The organism is Vibrio sp. NH-7, from assembly GCF_053643215.1.
The window spans coordinates 794,035-811,780 of sequence record NZ_CM132187.1; the positions used below are offsets into that span (position 1 = coordinate 794,035).

General features: G+C 39.6%; 16 protein-coding genes and 1 other RNA gene. 9 read left to right on the plus strand and 8 right to left on the minus strand.

Going from position 1 to position 17,746, the window contains the following annotated elements:
• Window positions 1-365 precede the first annotated feature (365 nt).
• Complete coding sequence (locus tag ACUALS_RS03820; protein WP_069491619.1) at window positions 366-890, minus strand: hypothetical protein; 525 nt, start codon at window positions 888-890, stop codon at window positions 366-368.
• A 300-nt stretch (window positions 891-1,190) separates the two neighbouring features.
• Between ACUALS_RS03820 and ACUALS_RS03825 the strand changes: the two genes are divergently transcribed.
• From ACUALS_RS03825 to ACUALS_RS03845, 5 genes are all read left to right on the plus strand, one after another.
• A complete protein-coding gene (locus ACUALS_RS03825; RefSeq protein ID WP_053310372.1) occupies window positions 1,191-1,430 on the plus strand; it encodes a helix-turn-helix transcriptional regulator in 240 nt (79 codons plus the stop codon).
• Window positions 1,423-2,208, plus strand: a complete 786-nt coding sequence (locus ACUALS_RS03830; RefSeq protein WP_187567322.1) for a hypothetical protein — start codon at window positions 1,423-1,425, stop codon at window positions 2,206-2,208. The genes ACUALS_RS03825 and ACUALS_RS03830 overlap by 8 nt, the downstream gene beginning before the upstream one ends.
• Before the next feature lie 328 nt (window positions 2,209-2,536).
• The gene (locus ACUALS_RS03835) at window positions 2,537-5,800 is read left to right on the plus strand and encodes a hypothetical protein (protein ID WP_454448902.1); all 3,264 of its coding nucleotides are present in this window, start codon (window positions 2,537-2,539) and stop codon (window positions 5,798-5,800) included.
• Window positions 5,793-6,248, plus strand: coding sequence for a response regulator (locus ACUALS_RS03840; RefSeq protein ID WP_187567320.1), 456 nt, complete (start codon window positions 5,793-5,795; stop codon window positions 6,246-6,248). Before ACUALS_RS03835 ends, ACUALS_RS03840 begins: the two co-directional genes overlap by 8 nt.
• The gene (locus ACUALS_RS03845; RefSeq protein WP_187567319.1) at window positions 6,241-7,413 is read left to right on the plus strand and encodes an alpha/beta hydrolase; all 1,173 of its coding nucleotides are present in this window, start codon (window positions 6,241-6,243) and stop codon (window positions 7,411-7,413) included. The genes ACUALS_RS03840 and ACUALS_RS03845 overlap by 8 nt, the downstream gene beginning before the upstream one ends.
• Before the next feature lie 63 nt (window positions 7,414-7,476).
• Here ACUALS_RS03845 and ACUALS_RS03850 read toward each other — a convergent pair whose 3' ends face one another.
• From ACUALS_RS03850 to smpB, 3 genes are all read right to left on the minus strand, one after another.
• Complete coding sequence (locus ACUALS_RS03850; RefSeq protein WP_187567318.1) at window positions 7,477-8,706, minus strand: integrase domain-containing protein; 1,230 nt, start codon at window positions 8,704-8,706, stop codon at window positions 7,477-7,479.
• 190 nt (window positions 8,707-8,896) lie between these two features.
• Window positions 8,897-9,263: a transfer-messenger RNA gene (gene ssrA, locus ACUALS_RS03855) on the minus strand.
• A 67-nt stretch (window positions 9,264-9,330) separates the two neighbouring features.
• Window positions 9,331-9,816: an SsrA-binding protein SmpB gene (gene smpB / locus ACUALS_RS03860; RefSeq protein WP_454448903.1), complete on the minus strand. Its 486-nt coding sequence runs from the start codon at window positions 9,814-9,816 to the stop codon at window positions 9,331-9,333.
• A 119-nt stretch (window positions 9,817-9,935) separates the two neighbouring features.
• On the opposite strand from smpB, the gene ACUALS_RS03865 reads away from it, so the two are divergent.
• Together ACUALS_RS03865 and ACUALS_RS03870 are read left to right on the plus strand one after the other, a co-directional pair.
• Window positions 9,936-10,379 (plus strand): SRPBCC family protein, encoded by a 444-nt coding sequence (locus ACUALS_RS03865; protein WP_005471451.1) that lies wholly within the window; start codon window positions 9,936-9,938, stop codon window positions 10,377-10,379.
• Window positions 10,369-10,722, plus strand: a complete 354-nt coding sequence (locus ACUALS_RS03870; RefSeq protein WP_005471572.1) for an RnfH family protein — start codon at window positions 10,369-10,371, stop codon at window positions 10,720-10,722. The genes ACUALS_RS03865 and ACUALS_RS03870 overlap by 11 nt, the downstream gene beginning before the upstream one ends.
• Before the next feature lie 57 nt (window positions 10,723-10,779).
• Here the strand turns inward: ACUALS_RS03870 and bamE are convergent, their stop codons facing one another.
• The 4 genes from bamE to nadK all read right to left on the minus strand — a co-directional run bounded on the left by bamE (window position 10,780) and on the right by nadK (window position 15,446).
• Entirely contained in the window at window positions 10,780-11,139 is a 360-nt protein-coding gene (bamE, locus tag ACUALS_RS03875) for an outer membrane protein assembly factor BamE (protein WP_005471536.1), read from the minus strand.
• A gap of 176 nt (window positions 11,140-11,315) precedes the next feature.
• Complete coding sequence (recN, locus tag ACUALS_RS03880) at window positions 11,316-12,980, minus strand: DNA repair protein RecN (protein WP_005471568.1); 1,665 nt, start codon at window positions 12,978-12,980, stop codon at window positions 11,316-11,318.
• Between the two features lie 165 nt (window positions 12,981-13,145).
• Entirely contained in the window at window positions 13,146-14,333 is a 1,188-nt protein-coding gene (locus tag ACUALS_RS03885) for a DUF3103 domain-containing protein (RefSeq protein ID WP_454448904.1), read from the minus strand.
• Between the two features lie 228 nt (window positions 14,334-14,561).
• On the minus strand, window positions 14,562-15,446 hold the full coding sequence (gene nadK, locus ACUALS_RS03890) for an NAD(+) kinase (RefSeq protein WP_005471457.1): 885 nt from the start codon (window positions 15,444-15,446) through the stop codon (window positions 14,562-14,564).
• A 144-nt stretch (window positions 15,447-15,590) separates the two neighbouring features.
• Here nadK and grpE point away from each other — a divergent pair, with 144 nt between their 5' ends.
• Both grpE and ACUALS_RS03900 read left to right on the plus strand, forming a co-directional pair.
• Complete coding sequence (gene grpE, locus ACUALS_RS03895; RefSeq protein ID WP_038140035.1) at window positions 15,591-16,187, plus strand: nucleotide exchange factor GrpE; 597 nt, start codon at window positions 15,591-15,593, stop codon at window positions 16,185-16,187.
• Between the two features lie 284 nt (window positions 16,188-16,471).
• The gene (locus tag ACUALS_RS03900) at window positions 16,472-17,740 is read left to right on the plus strand and encodes a dicarboxylate/amino acid:cation symporter (RefSeq protein ID WP_454448905.1); all 1,269 of its coding nucleotides are present in this window, start codon (window positions 16,472-16,474) and stop codon (window positions 17,738-17,740) included.
• Window positions 17,741-17,746 lie beyond the last annotated feature (6 nt).

Here is a 17,746-nt window from a genome sequence, read left to right on the forward strand (position 1 = left end):
CATGGAACAAATCATTTGGTATTTTTGTGTTGGAATAATTGATGCTTTGGATTTAGTTTCATCGCTTTGAGATTACGCGGTTTAGTACCTATTTTTAGTTCCAACCGCGATAAGTATAAGTTGTTAAATACAAAAAAGGCGCTAACTCAAATAGTTAGCGCCTTTCCCAAACGTTTGGTGGAGCTGGCGTCATCTGAATTCTATTTTTAAGTTTTTGATATTAAAGGCTTTTTATCGTGCGAGTGATTTTTTTGGGTAAATATTTGGGTAACTACCAAATATGTGACGTTCTTCAAATAAATCATTGGTGTTTAGCATTGGGTAAGTTATTGCACTCACATTTAGATGAGTGAGTCACTGAGTAATCACAAAACACTTCTAATCAAGTTTAATCTGGAAATGTAATCATCAACTCTCTTTTTATCGCTTAATTTGGCAACTAAATTCCTCGTCCACTCAACTGGGCAGTAGACAACAGTGTCGTAATCATCGATTGCCGAACCTTGTCTTGCTATGGCTGGGGGAGTGCAGTGAGCCCAGGAATTCATGAAATCAACGATACTTGCGTTGTCTTTACCATTGGATTTGAGATGTTTAACTATGAGGTGATACTTCCAAAGTTGCAACGCGAATTTGGAACTCGGTGGATCATTAGCGAAATCATCTTCCTCATTAAAATGCATGTCATACGCATTAGTAATACAGTATTCGACAAGAAGGGATAAATTTTCTTCTTGGTTTAACACTTTGTAGTCAAATCCTAGCTCCGTAGCTAAAAAACTAAGACCATCAAGAGAATATTCTGAGAGGTGTATTTTCTTAGTCGTCAACCCAGACTCTTTTCGCCTTGTACTAATATCACGCCTTCTTTCCGCGCTAGTTTTAGCCATACAACTACCTGCCAATGATGTCTTATGCGTTTAGATTTTATAGAAGTGTGATTCTCACGTAAAACACTAATTAACCTATTGATTATATGAAGATTAGTTTTATGTGATCTCGTTAGATAGGTTTAAGTTAGAGCTAATAGCGTTCTCTTAGTGTGAGTCTCACGGTTTTGTTTTATTATCTTGTTGATTTTAAATGCTTTATTTCGTGAGGCTCACGGTTGTTTGTGACAAAAAATCATGAAAAACAGTAAAACTGTAAAGCAGTTCATGGGTTAACCACAAAAGGGAAAATTCGTGAACATGAAAAACGAGTTCGAAATCGAACTATTAAGCGTAGATAACGTCGCTAAGATTTTGGATGTACACAGGACGACTGTTTATCGTTGGTCTAAGAAGGGAATCTTACCTGCACAAGTAGATATGGTAGGTAAATCTAGGTGGGATAAGGCTGAACTTTACGCATGGATTAGAAAGCTTCCAAAAGCTACTTCAGTCGATACAGGAGAAGAGAATCTGCTGAGGAGTGTTTTCCATGACTAGAGGAAAAATGACATCAGTAGTTCAGATGCGTAAATTTGAAACTGTTAGAAAAGCGGTCGAGGAAAACTACACTAGAATTTCGATACTAAGAGGTGTCAGTGGTGAACAGAATCTTGAGCTTGCAAGGCGGCTAGATGAATGTTCGGAAGGTATAAAGAAGTGTAACAGTCTTGCTTGCAAGCTCTGTAACAGGACATATCGACTTATGAGAGTTAATGAACTAGTCCACAAATTAAGATGTAGTAAGGTTAAAAAGGGGTGGTGGCTAATCACACTGGTTGACTACACGCGAGCGTTCAATCATGAGGAGCTTGATAGATTTGATGTTGGAAAAGCAAAGGGACGCTTAAGTAAGCTTCTCAAAAGGTGCGGGTTTGAGGGACCGGTGCTTGGTTGCTTTGAAATTGACTTTCATCAGTCATGCGGCGTATGGCTTCCTCACTTCCATGTTATATGTCCAAAAACAGAAGACAACATCAGAGCTGCCAGTAAGCTGAAGAATCGCCTAAGTCTTCAGCAGATATCACACATAAGGGAAGGAATAGAGCCAAGACCTTGCAAGTTTCAGAAGATTAAAAACCCTTATCGCCAGATCAGTTACATACATAAATTAGTATATTCAAGGGTTGTTCACTTTGAGAGTTGCTTCACTGGTACGGAAAGATCTGTCAAGAGACGTCCAAAGGCTGAAATGTACTGTGACTCTCTTCGTTGGGCTGATCGAATTGGCAGGATGGGAGTATTGTTCAGGTATGGAGAAAGGAAATGGAATCCATAGAGTGTCATAGTTTTAAAATATTGGGTTACGGATTAGATGGGTTCTACGGCAGCTATACCTCCGAGTATGGTGTATATACTATATCTACCTAGTAACACTAGATGAGTTAACTGTTTGAATGCTTTGCTAGCAGCTGCAGAGCAGTTAACTCGAATGGATCTGTTCGTCGAACGAAGCGATAAAGTGTCTGTTTAGTCCTAGTCTTGGGTATTGATGAGGAAGGATCTAAATATTTAGTTAATCAAGTGATATACTCTTTATAACAATAACTTATGTATGATAAAAAGTGTCAATCACAGATTGAAACAAGACAAAAAGCGAAAAGATAATGAGAAGGTTTCGTAACAACAAAGAAGTAGACCTCAGGGTTTTTTTTAGAAAAGAGCTTAGTACTCTTGTTAGCATTGGCGCTCTAAGTGATTTTAGAAAAGCTTTAAAACTAAAGCAGAGAAACCCACTGTTTCAATCAACCTATTTTTTCAATAGAAATCGATTTAAGCTTTCAGGGTTTGGTGGTGATAATATTCAGTTTCCTAGCTCTAATCTGGAATATCTACTATCAGTTATTTTTGATAAAATTAATAGAGAGAAAAAACTTCTAAACAACTATATTTCAAAAAAAGAGAAGTATGAAGAATTAATATTAAATGGGGATTATTGCTCTGCTCTGGAAGTTGTTGAAGAAATAGGTAAAGAATCTGGGTATTCTTTTTGGTATTTAGAGGCTAAATTTTCCACATTGTCTCTTCTAGAAGATGTTGACGAAATACGAAGTTTCTACGACAAGGTTGCAAGTAAAAAATTAACTGATGTTGAGCAAAGAGATTTAGACCTTATTTTTGACAGAACGTCTCCAATTAGTAAGGTCGAACGAATATCATATTCTCTAGATTCTTTGAAAGATGGACTAGCTATAGATGATGCTATTGATAGTTACATAATTGACTTCATGCATAGATTTAACTGCTCAAACAAATATAATTCTACACAGGTATTATCTTATTATTGGCAATGTAATATTGTTGATATTTATAATGCAGTTTTAAGATTGATATTTACGGAATCGATTGACTTTGGTGAGTTAGATCAATCTTTATATGAAGAGTTTAAGTCGTTAAAGGAAAGTATTAAAGATAAAAAATTATCTAACTACTTTGTAAGAGCTGATGACTGTGATGACGATCTTAAAGATTGTTATTTGAAAATGTGTGATTTATATATATATGGAGATTATCATGGATGTAAGGAATTCTATGAAAATAACTTTAATAATAATCCATTAGTATTCTCTCTTTATGAGTTATACATTAATTCTTTAATCAATTTGGGATTGGAATCAGGCATAGATAGAAATGGTGTTCTACGAAAGATAATTGATCATGCTATAATTTCTGGATCGAAGTACGAGAAAAAAGAAGAAATTGATAAGTTGTTTTATATGTTAAATCATATAGATGCTTTACAGTATTCCTGCTTAAGAGAAGAGAAGCGCGTAGTCAATTTTGAAAAACAGAGAATTGAAAAGATTTATAGGTATTTCGAGTGCACCTCATTTCCTTCAAACCCTTTTAACCCTAACAATTGTTATGAAAACTGCATAAGTTCAAAAATTACGTTGTCGAGTATTGATACAGATCTTGGAATGGCTATACCAGAATATAGAAATAAAAAAAGAATTGCTGATTTTTATTTTCATAGAAAGGATTTTTCAAGCGCAATTAAAGTGTATTTAAGTATAAATGATGCACCGGAACACATGAAGGATGAAATAAGTAACAAGATAATATTATGTCATTTTTATAACAATGAAATTTCAAAGGCATGTGTTTTTATCTGTGATTTATATTTTAATGGAATGCTCAATATAAATCGCATAGATGGTAAAAAAATATTAGAGGTTATGGAAGAGTGTGAACCTCCTGAAGAAACATCTATAAATATACCGATAGCGGTTTATTTAATAGCATCGAATTTGTCTGAAGATCAAGTAATTGCATTATATTTGGATGACTTCTTGGACTTTTCTAATGTGGAAAAACCGAGTGAGTTGAGTGCGCTAGATGAAAAACATAGATTTTTAATGCATAAAGTATGTAACCTTAATGTGCTGGAATCGTTGCACACAGTAAGGAATATATATGCTTCGTCATCAGATAGGCTTTTGGATAGAATGCTAATACTATCAAAGTTAGACTCTAATGATATGCCAGAAATTAAAAAAGAAATTAAGTTTCTAACTACACAATACTCGAGGAACCTTTGTGTAAAAGATGTTGGTGGCGGTAAGATTAATATAAATTTTGAAGTTCTTTTGGAAATCATTAAAGAAGAAAAGTCTCTATATATAGAAAACATGAATGATGCATATTATAGAGAGAAGGATGATTTTGATTTTGATTTTGATTGTATTGAAAAACAAAAGAATACTGACATATATAATTCAGTTTATGAGTTTTTAAGTGCAGTAAGAGATGTATATAGCCTAGATGGAAAATACGGTCTGGATTATCAACTAAACACTAAAATACGACATAATGGTATAGTACCTGCTATAAGATCTATTTTTGAGAAAGAAGGGATATTGTGTAAGAGGCTAGAAGGCAAATACATTGATAATGAAAATTTTGAACATGAATGTAAACACTTGTTATTAGAGTCCTCTTATAATACAGCTCAACAAAAAATAAAATACTTTTCTAAACATATAGACACTCGATTGTCAAAATTAAAGAGTGTTTATATGCAAATAATGACTAATGACAAGACAGAAAAGGATAGGCTATTCAGATTCCCTATTACTGGAAAAGATATAGCTAGCTTCATTTTATATTTAGACTCGGATAGGACAAAAGATGACTATGTCATTCAAGCTCTAGAGTTAATGAAGTCAAAAACGAACTCTTGTCTTTCTGTTGGTAGAGCATTAATCGCTGAAGGGTTAGCGAATGATTTCTCCAATGAATTAAAAGAGTTAAAGAATTCATTTAGAGCTGGATATGGTAAAAATTATAAATCAGCTCTTTCTTTAGTTCTAAATGATATTGATTCTAAGCTTTTGACCATCTCTGAGTGGCTGTCTTTTTCTGAAGTGATAGGTGAAAATTTTAAGCTTGATGTTGCTATTTTTGAGGCAGAAAATTTTACTAAAACAATATTTCCACAAGTAAACCTTAATGTAAGTGTAAATAATGAAGAAGAGCTTATCTTTGATGGCAAACATCTAGATTCATTTGTACATATGTTTATACTGCTTTTTGAAAATGCTTCCAAGAGAAGAAAAGAACATAGCTTTATAAATATTAATGTTTCTATTACTCTATCCCAACATGGATTTATAGAGATGCGTGTATCTAATGAATCTTCTAGTATTGACCTAGAGGAATTAGAAAGAATTAATTCAGAGATAAATAATCTTGATTTCTTACATAATGCAAATAGAGAAAAAAGAAGTGGAGTTTTTAAAGTTAAAAAAATACTAGAGCTGGATTTTCAGTGTAGAAATAAAGTTACTCTAGAGGCAGAGAAGGATATATTTACGTTTGTGGCTAACCTTGACGTGTCTAATTTAATAGAGGGTGATTGCAATGAATAATAGTATTAATTTTCTTGTGGTTGAAGATAATCCGAGTAAAGTGTCTTCAATCCAAGATCTATTAGATGGTCTAGAGGTGGAGTTCACAGTAGATTATGTAATGACTCCTTCCGAAACTATCCAAAAATTAAAAAAGAATAATTACGACTTTTTTATATTAGATATGAGTCTACCTGCGTATAGCGAAGAAAGCCACTCTATCGGTTCGCTTTCTGGCAAACAAATATTGCAGACAATGAAACACAAAAAGATATCAGTTCCAACTGTAATATTGACTCAATGGGATGTATTTGGTCATCACGAAAATACCATTTCATTAAATGGGCTTAAAAAAGAATTATTAGACAAATTCGACAAATTTCTATTAGGGGTGGTTTTTTGGGATTCATCGAGCGAGTTATGGAAGGAGCAAATTTTGGAATATATAGCGGTATCTGTTAATGATTGATTTTCTTATTGTTGAGGATAGTTGTGAAAAATATGATAACATCTGTAAAGTTATCCGAACTATTCAAGCTGATTTTGATATTAAAAGAGCTGAAAATGTAGCTGATGCTATTACTTTGGTTAAAAAAAGAAAGTTTTCATTTCTTATAGTAGATATCCAATTGCCGGATTCTCAAAATGAGAATGGTGAAGTTAATTCTAATGCCGGATTGGAACTCATCAAATGGATTAAACATAGCCAAAAAAGAAAGAAGTGTTTGCCGCCAGACAATATATTGATATTGAGTCAATATTCAGAACTGATAGAAAAACACAGTAGTGACTTTACAAGAACAAGAGTTTTTTCTTATCTTTATAGCCACGAAGATTGTAAATGGGAGTCCGATGTTAAAGATTGTATAGAAGAATATATACTAAAGAAAACTGACAATATTAAAAAATCAGACGAAGAAAATATCATTTACTCTGTGCATGGCATTAATACCTATGGAGAGTGGCAAGATGAACTGAGCCAATTTATTAAGTCTAAGTTTAATGGTTTATTTAATCATATTCCTTATAAGTACCAATACTATCCAATATACTCTTTTTTAATTCCTTTTCTGAGAAAAAGTGAAGTTAACCGTCTTGTTAAAGACTTAGAGCATTGCGCAAGAAGAGCTCCAAATGCGACTGTTCACTTAGTTGGACACAGTTTTGGTACACATGTAATTTGTGAGGCGTTGGATAAAATATCGGTTGAGTTATCCCCTAAAATAGGAAATGTCATATTAGTCAATTCTGTAATAAAAAGTGGCTATGACTGGTCTAATACAGTGAAAAAACACGGGATAAATAAAATCGTTAATGAGTGTGGTATTAATGATAGAGTACTTATTTTAAGTCAAATGACAGCCGTTGGTTTAGGGATGGCTGGAAGAACTGGATTCAAAGGCAAGCTATACGATACTTTAACGAATAGGTATTTTAAGGGGGGGCATAGCTCTCTTTTTACAGACCAACATTTTCATGATTGGTGTACTGTATTAGCTAGTGATACCATCAAAAATATTGATGAAAGAGGTAAAGTGACGAAATCAGATGCGTTTAAAAACTCTTTAATAATTGCATCGCCATATGTATTGGGTTTGTTTCTTTCATATTTATCTTATAGAGTGTTTTTTTAACACCTAACTATTGAGGAATATATTAAGTATTCCTCAATAGATTATATAGTGTCAGTTTTTATTTTAGCTATTTTTCATATTTATCGTCGAAAGTCTTATATGAGAGGAACTCATAATAAAGTTGCTCCACCATTCCATCATTGGTATTCGCTGATCGAGAAAATCAGTTCTACAATACACTTTTCTTGTCTTGACCTTGATTGTATGAGCCAATGCTGCTTCGATGTGATCGCCTGCAAATCCATGCTCATTAAGAGCAGTGCTCGCTATTGAGCGAAAACCATGAGCGACTAACTTTCCATAGTAACCCATTCTTTTAAGTGCAGAATTTGCAGTTTGGTTGTTCATATGTTTTTTGGGATTTCGGTCTGCCGGAAAAACATACTCAAGGTGACCAGATATATCTCGCATTATATTCAGAATTTCCAATGTTTCGTTTGTGAGAGGGACTCGGTGCTCAAGTCTTTTTTTCATTCGCTCTGGTGGAATAGTCCAAAGTCTTTTATCTAAGTCAATTTCGTCCCATCTGGCTCCTGCTGCCTCATTTGGTCTTGTCATAGTATGCAATTGAAATTCTAATAGACAACGCGTAGTGCGCTTTATGCTCGCATTTGCGATGGTGCACATCAATCGTGGTAGTTCAGATGGCTCAATAGCTTTCATGTTTTCCTCTACGGGCTTTTTAAAGGCTGATTTAATACCCGATAGTGGATTGTCTGTCCTGAGCCCACTGTTCATTGCGAATGTCATTATCTCGTTCAACCTCTGGCATAAGCGCCTGACTGTCTCAAGAGAGCCTTTCTGTTCAAGTCTTTTGAGGACCTTTATTACATCTGGAGCACTTAGCATTGCTATTGGAACATTTTTCAATTCAGGGAAAATATGTAGTTCTAAGGATCTCCAAGTATCATTAGCATAATCTTCGGTTACTTTATGTTTCTTTATTTCGAACCATTGTTGAGCTGTTTTTAAAAGCGTGTTTTGCGTCATTGCTTCATATTTTCGTCGTTGTTCTTCTAGATGTGCTTTTGGATCAATTCCTTGTGCAACTAACTCTCTGTGTTCTCTTGTTAGCTTTCTCGCGTTGGCTAGTGTCAAAGCTGGAAACGTCCCCATACTTAACCTAGCTCGTTGTCTGGTTACTGGGTTTTGATAGACAAATCTCCAAGACTTGGTTCCATTCTTCATCACTCTAAGTTGCAATCCAAATCCATCAGATAAAACGTACTCGCGTTCTCGTGGAATTGCATTTTCGATTTGTTTATTGCTAAGTGGTGTGGCGATACGTGGCATAGTTTCCCTCTGTTTTGTTACCCAATGAGTAGATAGGGAAACAGTCTAGGGTAACAAAATGGGGATTAAAAATTAGCTACACTATGCGACACCATGAAATGTCATGCTACTTTACATAGTGCTAAAGTGTTGATAATGATGGGATTTAGATACAAAAAAAGACGCTCTAAGGCGTCTTTTTTATTTTGTTTGGTGGAGCTGGCGGGAGTTGAACCCGCGTCCAAAAACCATTCATCATTGGTACTACATGCTTAGTCGATCTTTAATTTCACCAGTGACCTGCGAACCGACACGCCAGCCAAAGGCTATCCTGAATTAAAATTCGCCGTTCATCTCTCAGGCGGGAGAATCCGGGCTAGCGCGTTTGGGTTTGATCTCTCGTTGGTCCCCGTCTTACGTGCGGAAGCTAGGGCGAGAGAGCTCTGAGCAGGTTATTAAGCTGCTAGTGCGTAGTTTTCGTCGTTTGCGACTATTTTTTTGCGGCTTTTTACGTGGCCAACCGCCCCACGGCATGCACCTCAGACTGCAAAATTCCTGTCGAATCCTAAATCAGCCCCAAAGTGTTCTTCGCATAGTACCAGAAAAGTCTAACCTGTCTAGCCTTGTGCGTTTAAGTGCTCAATATTAGCGCAGTGAGCTCTTCATCACGCGCGCTTTTTCACGAGCCCAATCTTTTTCTTTTAGATCAGTACGTTTGTCGTGCAGCTTTTTACCTTTTGCTACACCAATTTTCATCTTCACCCATGAGCGAGACCAGTAGACCGAAAGCGCTGCTAGTGTCATACCTTCACGGTTGATGCGACCGAGTAGGTTGTCGAGTTCACGACGGCTCATTAAGAGCTTACGTACACGCGTTGGGTTTGCCACCACGTGTGTGGATGCTTGATTAAGAGGAGTGATGGTCATACCGCTGACAAAAGCTTCTCCGTCACGCATAAATACGTAACTTTCGGCGATGTTTGCTTTGCCTTGACGCAGTGCCTTAACTTCCCAGCCTTGTAGCTCTAAGCCAGCTTCAATTTCATCATCAATGAAGTATTCGTGGCGAGCTTTCTTATTGACCGCGATGGTATTGCTACCCGCTTTTTGTTTAGATTTTTTCTTTGCCATAATGGCTGCATTATACGGTTAGGATTTAAGTTAGGAAATCCCTTTATTTGCGCTGAGTGCAAATAAAAGTAAAATTGCTTACAAGCTTGAAGTTCAAGCAATTGATACGAGGAGTCAATATGAAGCAAGTCAGCCGTTCTGCTTTGGTTTCGTTTAGTGCAGAACAGATGTTCAATCTAGTGAACGATGTTGCCAGTTATCCGGAGTTTTTGCCAGGGTGCTCAGGTTCGCGTGTGATTGAATCGAGCTCAGAGGCAATGGTGGCTTCAGTTGATGTTTCTAAGGCAGGGATTAGCAAAACATTTACCACATCCAACTCGCTAGTTTCTGGTGAAGCGATCATGATGAATTTGGTGGATGGTCCATTTAAGACGCTCAAAGGAGGGTGGTTCTTTACTCCTCTTGATGAGCAGGCGTGCAAAGTAGAACTGAAACTAGAATTCGAGTTTTCTAGTAAGATGATCGAAATGGCCTTTGGTAAAGTATTCAATGAGTTAACCAATAATATGGTTAACGCTTTTACACAGCGCGCAAAACAGGTATACCCAGCTTATGAGTATTGAGTCTGATATGATCCACGTTGAGGTGGTGTACGCTTTACCGCAAGAGCAGCGTGTTTACACCTTGGTGGTCAACAAAGCGATGACGGTTGAAGAAATCATCAAACAATCTGGTGTATTGGAGCAATACCCAGAAGTGGATTTGAGCAAGAATAAAGTCGGCGTGTTTAGTCGCAATGTGAAGTTAGATTCAACGGTACGTGATAAGGACCGTATTGAGATTTACCGCCCATTACTCGCTGACCCTAAGGAGATTCGCCGTAAGCGTGCAGAACAAGCGAAAGCCTCTGGCGCTGCTGACCCTGTGACTGGCGGAAAAAAGAACCCACTTCGCAAAGAGGGTTAGGGGCAAATAAAAAAGGTTGGCATCAGCCAACCTTTTAAAATCATTCTTACTTTTCGATCAGTTAATACTCTCGAAAAAATCTTTACTTGCAGGGAAGTCTCCCTGAATCTCAACGAGCTGACCTTGACCATTGAAATTGACAATTAAGTCTTTTTGAATTGAGTCATTGTGGCCGTCAGTGTGGTGGTAAATGTAGTACCAAGTATCAGGGTAGCCATTTTCCACTAGCATTGGTGAGCCCATAACAAAACGAACTTGCTCTTTTGTCATGCCAAATTTCAGTTTTTCTACTGAGCCCTGTTCAATGTAGTTACCTTGGTTGATATCAATACGATAAACCAATTTTTCTAATAAAGAGCAGCCTGTCAGGGTAGACACAGCGAGCGGTACAGCGATAAGCCACTTTGTGAATTGCATACTTAAATTCTTGCTACTGATATTGGTTAAACTTTGCCGATAATAAACAAGCTGAGCCTTAATGTAAAAAACTCATGCGGTTTTGAATTGTTTCAGACTGCGATTTTTGAGTTTTGTTGCAAAGTCGAGCCAAAAAAGTGACTTTAGGGAACTTTGACTCGACTTTCTAAGCGGATCTAGGCTGCGATCAATAACTCTCGAGCATTGGCTAGGGTGGATTCAGTAATCTGGCTGCCACCAAGCAGGCGAGCAAGCTCAGAGATTCTTTGGTCATCATTGAGCGAGTTCATTTGGGTTTCTGTTTTGCCAGCCTTGGTTTGTTTGGCCACAAACAGTTGTTGATGACCACACCCTGCGACTTGAGGCAAGTGAGTGACACACAGAACCTGTGTTGATTCCCCCAGTTTTCTGAGCATTCTTCCAACAACTGCGGCAGTTGGTCCGCTAATGCCGACATCGACTTCATCAAAGATGAGGCTTGGCGTATCAACTTTCTGAGCGGTAATGACCTGGATAGCCAATGAAATACGGGAAAGCTCACCACCAGATGCCACTTTTGCGATTGGCTGCATTGGTTGCCCTGGGTTGGTTGAAACCACAAAGCAAACACTATCCATGCCTAATGGCGAAGGGTGCGTACCTTCGTTGTTTACTTCGATACTGAACTGGGCTTTTTCCATGCTCAACTCATGCATGCTCGCTGTAATGAGTTTATTTAGCTCTTTTGCGTAACGACCGCGGGATTTGTGTAACTTTTCAGCGGCGACTAAGAAGGCTTGGTATTTAGCTTCTACTTCTTGTTCGAGGGCGTCGAGCTTCTCATCTGAGCAGTCAAGGGCTTCAATTTGTGCAAGCAGATCTTGATGGTGCTGGAACAACTCTTCTGGCATCACGTGGTGCTTACGCGCAATCGACATGACTTTAGAAAAGCGCTCTTCGACGTACGCCATTCGACCAGGGTCAACGTCAATATTATCGAGGTAGTTACGCAGTTCGCTGTTTGCTTCTTCTAATTGGATGATCGCTTCCGCAACCATATTTGGTAGTTCAGCTAACTTGTCATCGAGCTCTGCGAGCTGAATCAGGGAGTGATTGGCTGATTGGAGAATACCAAGCGCATTAACTTCTTCACCTTCGTAAATAAGTTCGATGGCTTGCTGACAGGTAGAGGCAAGTTCACCGCTGTTGGACAGTCTTTTGTGCTCTTGTTCAAGCTCTTCATATTCGTCCTCACCAATTGACAGCTCGTTAAGTTCTTTGATTTGGTATTCGAGCAGTTGCTTCTGCGCCAAATTGGCTGCACTGTTTTCTTTTAGCTGTTTTAAATTGTTGTCTGCCTGGCGCCACGTCTGGTAGGCGTTTCGGGTGCTTTTTAAAAGGTTAGTATGCCCCGCATATTGGTCAAGCATGGCCATTTGGTAGTCGCTTTTCATCAATTGATGGTGCGCGTGTTGGCCGTGAATATTAATCAATAATTGACCCAGAGACTTGAGTTGAGAAAGGGGAACGGGACTGCCATTAATAAACGCACGAGAACGACCTTCTTTATTGATGATACGACGCAAAATGCAGTCAGAACCATCGAGTAGATCGTTATCCTCTAACCAACGAGTTGCGTGAATATTGTTCTCAAGAGAAAACGCGGCACTGACTTCGGTTTTCTCTTCCCCTTGTCGGACCATGCTGGCTTCTGCGCGTCCGCCCAAACATAAACCTAATGCATCAATCGCGATAGATTTACCTGCGCCAGTTTCGCCTGTGATGGTCGTCATTCCTTTGGATAGCTCTAGCTGTAGAGACTTAACAATCGCAAAATTATTAACACTTAGATGAGCCAGCATGTAGTTGTACCTGTTTAAATGAACAATACTGTATATAAGTGCAGTATATACTGTTTCTTTATACAGTAAAGTGGGTGGTGTGGATTTTTTTATTGAGAATCTAATTTTGTGATAGGCATGAAAAAACCGCAGTCGAGGCTGCGGTTTAGTTGCAAGGGGAGGATGCTAAAGTCTGGTTGGGTTTATCGTTAAAGGCTCAAGAGTAACGACGGCATTAACGCCTGCTCCTGGATGATCAACGTAGGATGTGTCTTGCATAAGGGTGTAATAGACATCAACAAAGTCGTCATCATTGGTCAGAGCGCCATCTGGGATTGCGTCGATGATTTTGTTGGTAATTTGAGGAATGATAGCGTAAGCCTGCACTTCAGGATCTGGGATGGCTTTCAATACTTCTTCTGCGACTTGAACTAGCAGCTTCGCCAGTTTTTTATAGTCAGTGCCGTCATCTTGTTCCATTAGCACGATGTCAGCTGCTCCCCAACGATAGCGGGACCAATGGATAATGATTTGGTTCGGGTAGTAATCTTGGTTGTCGTAGTCCAAGTATGGCATTTCAACCAGATCAAGCGCGGGCTCATCTCGGCTTGGATTCACTCCGGTGACCAAAGCATAAATTTCTGCTTTTCCGGAAATCCAAGGTTCTTGATCATCAGCAAGGCGAATTTTCTTCAGTTGGGTGGTATGGATAGGTGACGTCGTGGCACTGGATACACGAGTTGAAAACGCTTCTTTTGCGTTGCGATCTTGTACAAATGGCTGCACCTGAGTGGTTTGACCCAGCTTACGCATTTCGGATCGCATTGCTTGTAGACCCGCTTTGAGTTCTGCTGAGCTGTTGCTGTCGACAACCAGTACTGGTACTTCCGGTAATTGATAAACGTCTAATTGGTGTATTTGGCCGTAAACGTCATACGCCTCGATGTATTGCCACTGTTCATCGTCACCACTTGGCTCAAAAGCAAACAGAGGATCGACTTTTCCTTGCTGCCAAGCTGCGAGCATTTGTTCATTTGCTAGGCGAACTTCCAGTATTTGGTCAGCGTATTGTGTAATCCCTTTCCAGCTCCGAATTTGTTCATCGGCGATTTCAAGTCGTTGACTGAACTTAGAAAGCGGTTGTTGCTCAACAAATTCTGATACCGCAATGCTTGTGTCCTGCGCGGTAATTTCCTTTCGTAAAGTAGACTCGATATCGACATAGTTTTTACTAAGCTGTAACGCCAACTCTCGCTTGGTTTGAGTTATGTCATTCGCTCGAGCGTTTGATGTATCGGTAACCTTTGCCTCATCTGATTGGCAGCCAGCAAGCGCTAATGTAGAGAGAGCGGACAATATAATCGTTTTTTTCATAGTGTGTCCTTTATAGATGAATTGAAAATAGAGTTATTGTTCTATTCATCACGAGAATAACACTGGGTGCTTTTCATTCAATCCGCTCGACAGATGAAAAGTAGAATTTGCCCACAGGATCAAGTTTTAAAATTTGTAATTTAGCAGGCTCTTATGTAGGAAATGGTTATGAATATAGAGAATTTGTCTGTTTGAAAAGGGCTAGTACTGCCACTAGCCCTTACTGGGTTAAAACAACCGGCTTGACCAACCGAGCTTGTTTCTTAACACGTGGTAATAACTGTAGTTTTTAGGATGAATGAGTTTGAGCACGTTGGGGCTTTGGTATACGTGCACTTCATCCCCCGGCGAGACGGGGAGAGAAACTTGACCATCACAGCCGACCTCTTGAGTTCCTCGGTTGTCTGGCGAGACCACGAGTTTGATTCGACGGTTACCATCGACCACCAGAGGGCGGCTTGATAGTGTGTGTGGGAACATAGGAACAAGTGAAATCGCATTGAGGCTTGGAGAGAGAATAGGGCCACCGCCAGATAAGGAATAAGCTGTCGATCCTGTTGGGGTGGATACGATTAATCCATCCGCACGTAAAGAGAACGCAAAGCTATCATCGATATAAACTTCGAATTCAATCATATGTGCCACTTGACCAGGGTGAAGCACCGCTTCGTTCAACGCGGCGTTGTGACTTTTTACTTGGCCGTGACGGTGTACTTCCGCTTCAAGTAAGAAACGTTCTTCTTGGATAAATTCGCCATCTAAGACGGCTTTTAGGGCTGTTTGGAAGTCTTCAGGGTTTAGGTCGGTCAGGAAACCCAAATTCCCTCGGTTGACGCCAATCACTGAAATATCAAACCGAGACAAAACGCGTGCCGCGCCAAGCATATTCCCATCACCGCCAACTACGATCGCGAGATCCGCCGCTTTGCCCAATTGAATCAAGCTAGCAAAGTCCTCTTTAGGTACGTCGTCAAGAATTTCGATTAAGCGATCGTCGATAAAAACTTGATAGCCTTCAGATTTAAGCCAGGTATAGAGCTCGCGATGAGTCTGAATGGCTTGCTGATTTCGGGGTTTTCCGATGATGGCGATCACTTGAAAAGGTTTTTTCATAGGTTTTCCGCACTAAATAGGCTTGATTCGGTAATCTTCATCCCCATAATAATGGCAAGTTAGCTATTTATGCGAGTTTTTGTGTATCTAAACGCGATAAACGTGAAGCGTTAGGTACCAATGGATATGTATTTCGGAGATAACATGAGCAACGAAGAAAACAAAGTTACAGAAGAAGAGCTAGATCAAATCATCGAAGAAGCGGAAAAAGTGGAAGCGGCAGCGCAAGAAGCGGAAGCAGAGCTTGAAGAGATCGGTGATGAGAAAGACGCGAAGATTGCTCAACTAGAAGCGGCTTTACTGACTAGCGAAGCAAAAGTTCAAGAGCAGCAAGACAGCGTGCTACGTGCGAAAGCAGAAGTAGAAAACATGCGCCGTCGTACTGAGCAGGAAATCGATAAAGCTCGTAAATACGCACTAAACAAATTTGCTGAAGAGCTATTGCCGGTTATCGATAACCTTGAACGTGCGATTCAAGCCGCTGATACAGATGCAGAAGTTGTTAAGCCACTGCTTGAAGGTGTAGAGCTGACTCACAAGACGTTTGTTGACACGGTGGCTAAGTTCGGTCTTAAAGAGATTAACCCAGAAGGTGAAGCCTTTAATCCTGAATTGCACCAGGCAATGTCTATTCAAGAAAGCCCTGATCATGAGTCAAACACCGTGATGTTTGTAATGCAAAAAGGCTACGAGCTGAATGGTCGTGTGGTTCGCCCAGCGATGGTCATGGTGGCGAAATAATTCAGCTATCCCCTACGTTTTAAACACAAGAGAGGCATTCGCCTCTCTTTTTTTATCCCCTAAGACCAGTCTTACCTGCCTCTAATAACTGATTGATTTAGTGAATTATTCTCAGAATGAAATTTAACCAAAAATTAATTTCTGATTTGAAACTTGTAACATTATCTTAAACAAAGTCTTTATTTTGTAACCTTGATGTGTATTATGTGCGAACTCCGTCGGAAATAATGGCGGAATAAACTATAAAATCATAATTTAATAACACAACATTCTGGAGATGAAAGATGGATAAATCGCTTTCAAGCAAGATATTTGTAGGCTTGTTTGCTGGTCTGCTCATTGGTACTGCGATTCAGTACCTATTCAGTGGAATTGCAATCTTTGATACCTACCTCCTTGGTGCCGCAGAAGGCGCTGGTGGTATGTTCGTATCATTGATCAAACTGCTTGTTGTCCCATTGGTCTATGTTTCAATTGTATGTGGTATTGTTGATCTGAAAGACATCACTGCATTTGGTCGCCTTGGTGGTAAAACTTTTGCTCTTTACATTATCAACACCATTATCGCGATCACAGCCGCTCTAACAGTAGGTATGATTTTCCAGCCAGGCGCTGATGCGAATCTAGCTGGCACGATTTCAGAGACCGTTAAACTCACCACAACTGAAACACCGGACATCTTCTCACTTGTCGTTAACATTGTTCCTAGCAACCCAGTTCAGGCGTTTGCTAACGGTGACATGTTACAAATCATCTTTATGGCAATCCTGACAGGTCTTGCTATCCAAGCTCTTGACTCACGCGGTGGTCCAGCTATCCGTACGTTCAAGATGGCGAATGAAATCATGATGAAGCTAGTGGGTCTTGTCATGAGCCTAGCGCCATACGGTGTATTCGCGCTGATGATTCAACTAGGTGCAACACTAGACGCAAACACACTAATGTCGGTAGCAGGCTACGTAGCATTGGTTGTAGCAATGCTAGTATTTTGGATTTTCTTCTTCTACCCGATGGCGGTTGGCATCGCGACAGGGACTTCGCCGAAGACATTCCTACGAGCAACACGTGAGCAGATTCTGTTCTCTCTATCTACGGCGAGCTCAAATGCAACGATTCCTGTAACGATGCGCACTTTGACTGAGAAGCTACACGTTTCTAAATCAGTCGCAGGTTTTGGTGTTCCACTCGGTGCAACCATGAACATGTCTGGTGTATCAATCTACATCGCACTAGCAACTATTTTCGTGGCGAACGCATTTGGTCAGCCAATCAACACTGCTGACGTATTCACTCTAGGTCTAACTATCCTTCTACTGTCTATCGGTGCTGGTGGTGTTCCTGGCGGTGGCGTTGTAATGGTAGGTGTTCTTCTTCACCAACTAGGTCTTCCACCAGAAGGTCTTGCAATCATCGCCGCTGTAGACCGTATCAACGATATGTTCTGTACTTCATCGAACGTAGTGGGCGATACCGCAGTAAACACTATCGTTGCGAAAACGGAAGGTGAAATCGGCAAAGAAGAGGAAGCGCAACCAGTTCAAGCAAATGCTTAATTTGTA